Source organism: endosymbiont of Lamellibrachia barhami, assembly GCF_011947365.2.
Classification (GTDB): domain Bacteria; phylum Pseudomonadota; class Gammaproteobacteria; order Chromatiales; family Chromatiaceae; genus QGON01.
In genome coordinates this window covers 2,666,956-2,677,202 of sequence record NZ_JAAVSH020000001.1, presented here as the reverse complement: position 1 = coordinate 2,677,202, position 10,247 = coordinate 2,666,956, and the positions used below count along the sequence as shown (strand labels likewise).

9 protein-coding genes are annotated in these 10,247 nt (G+C 56.5%); all 9 read left to right on the top strand.

Annotation, left to right across the window (positions count from 1 at the left end; translation table 11 throughout):
* Positions 1 to 7 precede the first annotated feature (7 nt).
* The 9 genes from infB to G9Q73_RS12055 all read left to right on the top strand — a co-directional run bounded on the left by infB (position 8) and on the right by G9Q73_RS12055 (position 10,032).
* A complete protein-coding gene (gene infB, locus G9Q73_RS12095; RefSeq protein ID WP_177421426.1) occupies positions 8 to 2,335 on the top strand; it encodes a translation initiation factor IF-2 in 2,328 nt (775 codons plus the stop codon).
* A gap of 3 nt (positions 2,336 to 2,338) precedes the next feature.
* Complete coding sequence (gene rbfA / locus G9Q73_RS12090; protein ID WP_177420012.1) at positions 2,339 to 2,704, top strand: 30S ribosome-binding factor RbfA; 366 nt, start codon at positions 2,339 to 2,341, stop codon at positions 2,702 to 2,704.
* Between the two features lie 50 nt (positions 2,705 to 2,754).
* Positions 2,755 to 3,678, top strand: coding sequence for a tRNA pseudouridine(55) synthase TruB (gene truB, locus G9Q73_RS12085; RefSeq protein ID WP_177420011.1), 924 nt, complete (start codon positions 2,755 to 2,757; stop codon positions 3,676 to 3,678).
* Between the two features lie 196 nt (positions 3,679 to 3,874).
* Entirely contained in the window at positions 3,875 to 4,144 is a 270-nt protein-coding gene (gene rpsO, locus G9Q73_RS12080; protein ID WP_177420010.1) for a 30S ribosomal protein S15, read from the top strand.
* Between the two features lie 30 nt (positions 4,145 to 4,174).
* Positions 4,175 to 6,262, top strand: a complete 2,088-nt coding sequence (pnp, locus tag G9Q73_RS12075; protein ID WP_177420009.1) for a polyribonucleotide nucleotidyltransferase — start codon at positions 4,175 to 4,177, stop codon at positions 6,260 to 6,262.
* A gap of 147 nt (positions 6,263 to 6,409) precedes the next feature.
* On the top strand, positions 6,410 to 6,691 hold the full coding sequence (locus G9Q73_RS12070; RefSeq protein WP_177420008.1) for a hypothetical protein: 282 nt from the start codon (positions 6,410 to 6,412) through the stop codon (positions 6,689 to 6,691).
* A gap of 133 nt (positions 6,692 to 6,824) precedes the next feature.
* Positions 6,825 to 8,525, top strand: coding sequence for a serine hydrolase domain-containing protein (locus tag G9Q73_RS12065; protein WP_369408887.1), 1,701 nt, complete (start codon positions 6,825 to 6,827; stop codon positions 8,523 to 8,525).
* Positions 8,526 to 8,764: 239 nt separating this feature from the next.
* Positions 8,765 to 9,349 (top strand): sigma-70 family RNA polymerase sigma factor, encoded by a 585-nt coding sequence (locus G9Q73_RS12060; protein WP_177420007.1) that lies wholly within the window; start codon positions 8,765 to 8,767, stop codon positions 9,347 to 9,349.
* Complete coding sequence (locus G9Q73_RS12055; protein ID WP_177420006.1) at positions 9,346 to 10,032, top strand: anti-sigma factor; 687 nt, start codon at positions 9,346 to 9,348, stop codon at positions 10,030 to 10,032. Before G9Q73_RS12060 ends, G9Q73_RS12055 begins: the two co-directional genes overlap by 4 nt.
* Positions 10,033 to 10,247: the final 215 nt, after the last annotated feature.

Below are 10,247 nucleotides of genomic sequence, written 5' to 3'. Positions count from 1 at the left end.
CAATCCACTGAATCGTGCAACCAGTACACCGAGCAAAACCGTCAGTGTCGAGGTGCGGAAGAAGCGTACCTACGTGAAGCGTAGCGTGGTTGCTGGTGATGACGCGACGCAGAGGGAGGCTGCAGCCGCCCGTTTGGCGTTGGAAGAGCAATCAAAGCAGCAGGCGGTTGTCGAGGCTGAAGTGGAAGCGCGTAAGGCTGCGGAAGCGAAGAAACGTGAAGAGGAGCAGGCAGAGGTCCGCCAAGCTGAAGAAGAGACGCGCCTGAAGGCTGAGGAAGAGGCCAAACGACAAGCTGAAGAGGCGAGCGAGGTGGCCCGTCAGGCAGAAGAGGCCCGGGTCAAGAAGGAACAGGAAACGAAACAGCAGGAAGCAGCTCGGGGCAAAAAGGGCAACAAGGAGAGCAAGGGCAAGGAGCAGAAAGATTCAAAAGGTGGCTCGTCCCGCTACGGCCGCAAAGAGTTGCATGTTTCAAAAGAGGGTCGTGGGCGTCGCAAGAAAAAACCGTCCCGTCGTCGGGGAACGCCTGCGGTTGATACGGAGCACGGGTTTCAAAAGCCTACCACGCCAGTGGTGCATGAGGTGAAAATACCCGAGAGCATCTCCGTGGCCGAGCTGGCGCAGCAGATGTCGGTGAAAGCCGCCGAAGTGATCAAGGTGCTGATGAAGATGGGCATGATGGTCACCATCAATCAGCCGTTGGATCGGGATACATCGACGCTGATCGTGGAAGAGATGGGACATATCCCGGTCATGCAGCGGGATGAGGACGTGGAGGCGGATCTGCTCAGTACTGAGGACGCCGCGCAAGCGGAAGGTGAACAGATTGCACGTCCACCGGTAGTTACCATTATGGGTCACGTCGACCATGGTAAGACTTCGCTGCTCGACTACATCAGGGCCAGTAAAGTGGCGGCTGGTGAGGCGGGTGGCATCACCCAGCACATTGGTGCGTATCATGTCGATACAGCCAAGGGCACCATTTCGTTTCTGGATACCCCTGGCCATGCCGCGTTTACTGCGATGCGCGCCCGTGGTGCGAGGGTAACCGATATCGTCATCCTCGTGGTCGCTGCGGATGATGGCGTCATGCCGCAGACCAGGGAGGCGATCCAGCACGCCAGGGCTGCTAACGTGCCTCTGATCGTGGCGGTCAACAAGATCGATAAGCCGGAAGCGAATCCGGATCGCGTGATCCAGGAGCTGGCCCAGGAAGAGGTTATCCCGGAAGACTGGGGCGGCGATACCATGTTCGTCCAGGTCTCCGCCAAGAGTGGCGAAGGCATCGATGATCTGCTTGACGCCATCCTGCTGCAGTCCGAGGTGCTGGAGCTTACCGCCGTTGCAGAGGGGCCGGCTATCGGCTCCATTGTTGAATCGTCGCTGGATAAGGGACGTGGACCTGTCGCCACTGTACTGGTGCGCTCCGGTCTTCTGAAGAAAGGGGACATCATTGTCTCCGGCAAGGAGTATGGCCGTGTTCGTGCCATGTTCGATGAAAACGGCAAGTCAGTGAAGGGTGCCGGCCCCTCCATACCCGTGGTGGTGCTGGGGCTTTCCGGTACACCCGATGCAGGTGACGATGTACGGGCGGTCGCGGATGAGCGGCGCGCTCGCGAGATTGCCAGTCTGCGTGTCGATAAACACCGGGACAACCGCTTTGCCGCGCAGAAGGCTACCAAGCTGGATGAGATGTTCAGCAAGATGGGGCAGGGTGAGGTGCAGAATCTCAACATCATCGTCAAGGCTGATGTGCAGGGAAGCGTGGAGGCGCTGAGAGAGTCGCTGTTGAAGATCACCACCGATGAGGTGAAAGTGATTATCGTGGCAGCGGGTGTAGGGGGGATCAGTGAATCTGATGCAAACCTTGCGGTTACCTCCAATGCGATTATTTTCGGCTTCAATGTACGTGCCGATGCGGGCGCGCGACGTATTGTCGAAGAGCAGGGTCTCGATATGCGTTACTACGGCATCATCTATGAAGTCATCGATGATGTGAAAAAAGCGATCTCCGGCATGCTCTCCCCTGAAATTCGCGAAGAGATTATCGGTCTGGCCGAGGTGCGTGATGTCTTCCGTAACTCCAAGATCGGGGCGATAGCAGGCTGCATGGTCACCGAAGGCACCGTCAGACGAAACAGTCCGATTCGTGTGCTGCGCGACAATGTGGTCATATACGAAGGGGCGCTGGAGTCACTGCGCCGGTTCAAGGATGACGTGCCTGAGGTGAAGGCGGGTATGGAGTGTGGTGTCGGCGTGAGGAACTACAATGACGTGCAGGCCGGCGATCAGATCGAGGTGTTCGAGCGTACCGAAGTGGCGCGGGTTGTCGAGTAGACAATGGCGCAGGATTTCAAGCGTACCGATCGTATCGGCTCCCAGCTGCAGCGGGATCTGGCAGACCTCGTTCGCGAGGAGTTGAAGGATCCCGGGCTGGGCATGGTTACCATCCAGGAGGTTCGCGTAGTGCGGGACCTCTCCCAGGCCAAGGTCTTCTTTACCGTGATGGGTACGGATCTCCCTGTCAGTGAGTGTGCAAAGCGGCTGAATCAGGCGGCAGGACACCTGCGTTTTCTGCTGGGACAGCAGAGTAAATTACGTACCGTACCCAAGCTGCATTTCGTCTTTGACGAGTCGATTGAGCGGGGTCAACATCTGGCTTCCCTGATCGATCAGGCAGTCGCCGATAATCATTCGGATTCATAAGCCCGGCAATCGCCGGAAACTCATTCAGAAAAAACCACCTAGAGCAGAAGATGGGACGTCGTCGAAACAGAGGACGCAATATCAGTGGGGTATTGCTGTTGGATAAGCCGGAGGGTATTACCTCCAACAAAGCCTTGCAGGAGATCAAGTTTCTCTTCAAGGCAGCCAAGGCCGGTCATACCGGTAGTCTGGACCCGCTGGCGACCGGACTGCTGCCGATCTGTTTCGGGGAGGCGACCAAGATGTCGGCCTTCCTGCTGGATGCGGACAAGCATTACCGGGTGAAGGTCAAGCTTGGCGAGACCACCACCACGGGGGATGCCGAGGGCGAAATCCTGGAAACCGCCAGCACTGAGGGCGTCACGGAAGCGGCTCTGTTGAAAGTGCTGCAGGCGTTTCTTGGGGAGCAGCAGCAGTTGCCGCCCATGTACTCAGCCATCAAACACAAGGGTGAAAGGCTCTACAAGTTGGCGCGTCAGGGTATAGTAGTAGAGCGTGAACACCGCACCATTTATATTCATGCCCTGAGCCTGCTCAGTTTTGATCTGCCGGAATTCGAGATGGACGTGCACTGCTCGAAAGGCACCTATGTGCGCACTCTGGCGGAGGATATCGGTGCCAAATTGGGCTGTGGCGCTTATGTCAGCGGTTTGCGCCGCACCGGTGTGGGTCCATTTGACGATCAGTCGATGGTGACCCTGGAACAGGTAAAAGAGGATTTCGAGGCGCGCCGCTTTGCGGAGATGGATGCGCTGCTGCTGCCGCTGGAGAGTGCACTCTCCGATTGGCCAGAGATCAACCTCACACCGGATGCCGCCTTCTATCTGAAGCAGGGACAGCCGGTGCTGGTGCCCAAGGCGCCCACCAGTGGTTGGGTTCGTCTCTATGCCAATGAGGTGGACTTTCTCGGTGTTGGGCAGATCCTGGACGATGGTCGCGTGGCGCCCAAACGATTGCTGCAGACGAATCACTGAGAATGTCACCCATCAGGTCACTGATTTAATTGCGATTCAGACACAATCCGCGCATAATTCGCGGCTCACTGGAGTGCCAATTGAGCGCTTCGGAACAGATTTATCGAGACGGCCGGACTCCCCTGAACTCATTGTCGGAGGAGATCTTGAAAATGGCCATGTTTATAGAGACGTAACCCAATAGGAGTACAACGTCATGACAATGAGCGCAGAAGATAAAAAAGCCATCGTGGAAGAGTATAAGCGTGGCCCTGGTGATACCGGTTCCCCAGAGGTGCAGGTAGCCCTGCTGACCTCCCGTATCACCTATCTCACCGAACACTTTAAGCAGCACAAGCAGGATCACCACTCCCGTCAGGGTCTGGTCCGCATGGTCAATTCCCGCCGTAAGCTGCTTGACTATCTCAAAAGCAAGGATGCGGAGCGCTATCGCGATCTGATCTCCCGCCTTGGCCTGCGCCGTTAATCCGGTCTTATCTGCACTGAGGAAGAGACAGTGACTCTGATTAAAAAAGAATTTCAGTGGGGCAACAATAAGGTCACCATCGAGACTGGCGAGATTGCCCGCCAGGCCGACGGCGCCGTTATGGTCAACATGGACGATACCGTCGTCCAGGCTACCGTTGTCGCCGGTCGCAACGATCCCGGTCGGGACTTCTTCCCACTCACCGTGGACTATCAGGAGAAGACCTATGCAGCCGGTCATATACCCGGCGGTTTTTTCCGGCGTGAGGGGCGTCCCAGCGAGAAGGAGATCCTCACATCACGACTGATCGATCGTCCGATCCGCCCGCTGTTTCCCAAGGGGTACACCACCGAGGTGCAGGTGATCCTCACTGTGATGTCCCTGAATCCAGAAGTTGATCCCGAGATCCCCGCACTGATCGGCGCCTCCGCTGCGCTGGCGATATCAGGCCTGCCATTCAATGGCCCAGTGAGCGCGGCCCGTGTGGGATATAAGGATGGCGAGTACATTCTGAATGCCCCCAGCACCGGCTTGAGCGATGCCACCGATCTGGATCTGATCGTCTCCGGCACCGAACATGCGGTACTGATGGTCGAATCCGAGGCCCGTGAGCTGCCTGAAGAGGTTATGCTGGGTGCAGTGCTCTTTGGACACGAGCAGCAGCAGGTTGTGCTCCAGGCGATCAAGGAGCTGGCTGCCGAGGTTGGAATAACCCCTGCTGAATATGCAGTCCCCGAAGTGGGTGCCGATCTGGCAGCTGCCGTCGAGGCTGCTGCCGGTGAAGGCATCGGCAGTGCCTATAAGGTTGCCGACAAGATGGAGCGTTACGCCGCCATCAAAGCCGTGGTGGTCGAGACCGTTGCAGCGCTCTGCGGCGGTGAAGACGCCCGCTGGGACGAGGCTGAAGTCAAAGATGTCATCGAGAAGCTGAAGAAGAGCACCGTGCGTGGCCGTATCCTCGAAGGCGAACCCCGCATCGATGGCCGCGACACCACCACCGTGCGTCCCATCAGCGTACGTACCGGCGTACTGCCCCGCACCCACGGTTCCGCCCTGTTTACCCGTGGAGAGACCCAGGCCCTGGTGGTGACCACCCTCGGCACCGAGCGCGATTCTCAGATCATCGACGCCCTCGACGGCTCCTATCGCGAGCCCTTCATGCTGCACTACAACTTTCCTCCCTTCTGTGTAGGTGAGACAGGTCGTGTGGGTAGCCCGAAACGGCGTGAAATCGGCCACGGTCGTCTGGCCAAGCGCGGCGTAATGGCCTGCATGCCGACCATCACCGATTTCCCCTATGCCATCCGCGTAGTCTCGGAGATTACTGAGTCCAATGGTTCCTCCTCCATGGCATCGGTCTGCGGCACCAGTCTGTCGCTGATGGATGCTGGCGTGCCTATCAAGGCGCCGGTTGCCGGTGTTGCCATGGGTTTGATCAAGGAAGACGAGAGATTTGCCGTGCTCACCGATATCATGGGCGACGAGGATCATCTCGGCGACATGGACTTCAAGGTGGCTGGTACCAGTGAGGGTATCAACGCACTGCAGATGGACATCAAGATCGACGGCATCACCAAGGACATCATGGAGATCGCCCTGGAGCAGGCCAAAGAGGGCCGGTTGCATATCCTGGGTGAGATGAACAGCGTCATCAACACACACCGTGAGCAGATGTCCGAGCATGCGCCGCGTATCATCGAGCTGCGTATCAACCCGGACAAGATCCGTGACGTGATCGGCAAGGGTGGCGCCACCATCCGTTCCATCACCGAAGAGACTGGCGCCACCGTCGATATCACCGATGACGGTGTGGTCAAGATCTTCTCCGTTGACAAGGCGGCAGGTGAGGATGCCCGCAAGCGTGTCGAGCTGATCACCGCTGACGTCGAAGTCGGTACCATCTACGAGGGCAAGGTTGCCCGCCTGATGGACTTCGGTGCTTTCGTCACCATTCTTCCCGGCAAAGACGGTCTGGTACATATCTCCCAGATCTCCAATGAGCGGGTGGAGAAGGTCAGCGATAAGCTTTCTGAAGGCGATGTCATCAAGGTTAAAGTCCTCGAAGTGGACAAGCAGGGACGTATCCGCCTGAGCATGAAGGCGGTGAGCGAAGAGTAATCGCACCTCGTTGAGTCGATAAAAAGGGGCCTTCTGGCCCCTTTTTTGTGTCTGTGAAAAAATTTGAATCTGAATTTAGACGCCCCCCGTATAGGTTATTGAAAGTCGTTATCAAAACGACATCATTGACCAGATGAGGAATTCGTCATGAAAAAAATCGCATTTACAGCCGCACTGCTTCTTTCCGCCAACCTCTATGCCGGAGGAAGCTCAGAATTTGCATACAATGGTTTTGAAGGCAACCCTGACCTCTTTGTAGGTAGCTCTGGCTCCGCTTCACTGCCCTCAGCGGTTCAGCCGGGTATCGGTGACTCCTACGGTGATGTCCGTCTGGGTGGTGTCAATACCTCTCGGTATGTAAGTCAGAGGGGCAGCAACGAGGCGTATGGCAGTGCCATTTTGGATCAGGGACACAGCATCGACTGGTAAACAGTTGACGGCCTGACGGGGTGGAAGTCTTGCCCCGTACAGGCTTTGCAACCCACACGATAACGAGCCGATGCACCTCCATCCCCTAACGTTCATATTGCTTGGTGGGTTCAGCCTGCTGCTGATGGCCTGTGTGCCACAAAAAAATGAACTGCGATCCGATGCCGTTTTGCCCGTGGATAAGATGGAGTCGGTGCGTGATGAAGCGAAAAAACTGATCCAGGGCATGCTGGACGAAGATCTGTTGCCGGGGTTGAGTGTGGCGTTGGTGGACCGAAACGGCCCACTTTGGATCGAAGGGTTCGGCAAGGCGGATATGCAAAAAGGCACCCTGGCAGGTGCTGAAACCATCTATCGTGTCGGCTCCCTGAGCAAGCCACTGACAGCCTTGGCAGTCATGCAGCTGGACGGACAGCAACGTCTCTCCCTTGATGATTCCATCAGCCGTCAGCTCGATGGTTTTTCCATTCGCAGTCATGATGCTGAAGCGGTCGTCATCACACCACGGCAACTGCTGAGTCATCGCAGTGGCCTGCCCAGCGATCTGCGTAAAGGCATGTATACGTCGACCCCGTTCACACAGGTCACAACACTGCTGCACGATGAGTACATCGCCTATGCGGCGGACAGTGTCTACAGTTATTCCAATCTTGGTTACGATCTGCTCGGCCATCTGGTGGAGCAGAAGTCCAGAATGACATTTTCCGGGTACATGAAGCAGAATATTTTTCTACCCTTGGATATGCAGAGTAGTGGCTACGAAGTGACGGACGCAATGCGTGAGAGGCTGGCAGCCGGGCATCTGGATGGTCTGGTCAGGCCACAGCCGCCGCTACGGGATACCCCGGCATTGGGACTCTACAGCAGCGCCAAAGACCTTGGACGCCTGATGCAGGCTCTGTTGCTTGGGCGGATACCCAATATCGATAGTGAAATGATTTTGGAAATGTGGACATCACAGACGGCAAAGGGTCAGATTGCGTTGGGTTACTCGCCTGGGCTGGGCTGGTTTATCGAGGATGATCAACTGCTCGGGCGCGTGGTTCGCCATGGTGGCAGCACCATGCTGTTTGGGGCGGAGATGGCGTTGTTGCCGGATCATGAGCTTGGTGTAGTGGTGCTTGCCAATGGTGCAGGCAGCAACAAGGCGGCCCGCAAGCTTTCTGCGACGATACTGGCGCTCGCGGTAAAGGTGCGGGGTACGGTTGGCAAACCCGCGCCGATCCGCGCGCCGAAAATGATGGCTGCATTGCCTGAGACCCCTTCAGGCGGCTATGCAACCGATCTTGGACTGCTGATGGTGGATCCTGAGCGCCCTCGCCTTTGCGCCTGCATCATCGAACGAGTCCTGGATATGGTGCGGTTTGATGACGGCAGTCTCGGGTTGACACCTGAGAGCGCAGCAAGCCTGCCCCCCTCCTACAGAGTGCTGGGTGAAATGCGTTTCCGTTCCCGCACCACCAATGACCTGGAGGTGCTGGTGGCGGAGCGGGACGGCCAGGAGTATGTGCTTGGCAGCCGAATTGAATCCCAGCCCTGGGATGAAGTGTGGAAAAAGCGCACCGGCAGTTACCGGACGATCAACCCTGATGGTGAGTTCAGCATCGAGGATCTGCGGCTAAGTACTGAAAGCGGGGTGCTCTGCCTCCATTATAGGGCGCCCCACCTCTCCGACAGTTCTATTCGTGTGCCGCTGAAGCCCATCTCCGCCACTGAGGCGGTCATAGAGGGACTGGGTAGAGGACGGGGGGAAACCGTGCGCATCGTGGAGGTGGACGGCAAGCAGTGCATAAGGTTCTCCGGCTATATGGGTGAACCGATCGAAGATAAATAGTTTCCGTCCGGAAACTAAATAGTGTCTATCCGGAAACCCATATCTAACCACGAAGCGCACGAAGTACACGAAGAAAATTTATTGCTAATCAATCTTTTACCTTCGCGCTCTTCGTATCCTTTGTGGTTAAAACATTGTTTCCGGATAGACACTAAATAAGTTGGCCGATTCTTGCTCCTTTGCGCGGCTACCATTACTCTTGCAGGAGATCTGAATGCAATGTCTCTGAAGGAGTTTACATGGCAGCCGGGGAGATCGACCCGAAAATTGCAAATGCAGAGCGCAACGAGCAGCTGAAAGCGTTGCTTGCTGCCTGCACGCTGAAGGACCGCAGGGCATTTGCCCAACTGTATGAGATGACTTCGGCGAAACTATATGGCGTTATTCTGCGTATCTTAGTTAGAGACGCATGGGCGCAGGACTGTTTGCAGGAGGCCTATATAAAGATTTGGAACAGCGCAGACAGCTACCGCCCCTACCTGGCCGCGCCGACCACCTGGATGGCAACCATTGCGCGCAACCAGGCACTGGATCTGCTGCGCCGGCAGCGTCGCGAGGTGCAGATGGCAGAACCGGAAAAGCTGCTTGAAGCGTCGGACAGTAAAATGATGCCGCTGGAGCGGTTGCAGCAGAGTGATGAGGGGCGCCGTCTCAACGATTGTCTGGAACGGATAAAGAGCCAGCAGCGCCAGGTTATCGCCCTGGCCTACTTCAAGGGGCTGACCCATGAGGAGCTGGCGAGTCAGACGGGAACGCCACTTGGCACGGTCAAGACATGGATACGTCGTGGACTTGAACAACTGAAGAGGTGCCTTGAACCATGACACAACAGAATCAACAATCGCCAGCCACTGATCTGGCGGCTGAATATGTACTTGGTACTCTGCAGGGTGAGGGACAGGCTGATTTTGAACATCGCCTGAAAGAGGACTATGCGTTGCAGGCCGAGGTGTCAGCCTGGGAACAGCGGTTTGCTCCCATGTTGGAGGCAATCGAGCCTGTGAGGCCGCCTCCAGATGTCTGGCGCAATATTGAACAACGCCTTGATCCTTCATCCCGGCCGGAGAAAGCGGGGATCTTGAACAGTCTTGGTTTCTGGCGCAATCTGGGATTGGTCATGGCCAGCCTGGTGATGGTGCTGACGCTTACCCTCTTCGGCATAGACCGCGCTGATTTCGAGATGGATCGGGTGCTTGTAGTGATGAACGATCAGTCCCAGGCGGGCTGGATTATAGGCACCGCTGGTTCCAGTGGACAACTGCATGTGAAAGCCGTGGCGCCGACACGGGTACCGAAAGGTAAGGTCTGTCAGCTCTGGATGGAGACCGGCGATGGACGCTTGGTGTCGGTGGGTATATTACCTGAACGTGGTGTGGAACGGATGAATGTACCCGTATCCCTGCGAAGTGACACTCGCTTCAAGATCAGTATTGAGCCGGTCAGGGAACTGCCGGCGACTAAACCCAGTGGAGAATTCGTCTATGAGGGTGGTTTGGCCAGCATTTGATTGCCACCTAAATTGCAGGAGTCATGAAGGATTGGGCTTCAGCGACACTCTCTCACGGTGAGCGGTAGTGGCCGGAGTCGATTCAGGTATGCAGAACCGGCAATGACGGAACGCTTGTCATCGCAGGTTTTACTCTCTGGTCAGAACAGGAATCGACTCCGACCGTTTGACTACTGTCTGATGCCCTCTAAATAGAGACCCAACTCGACCTCCTT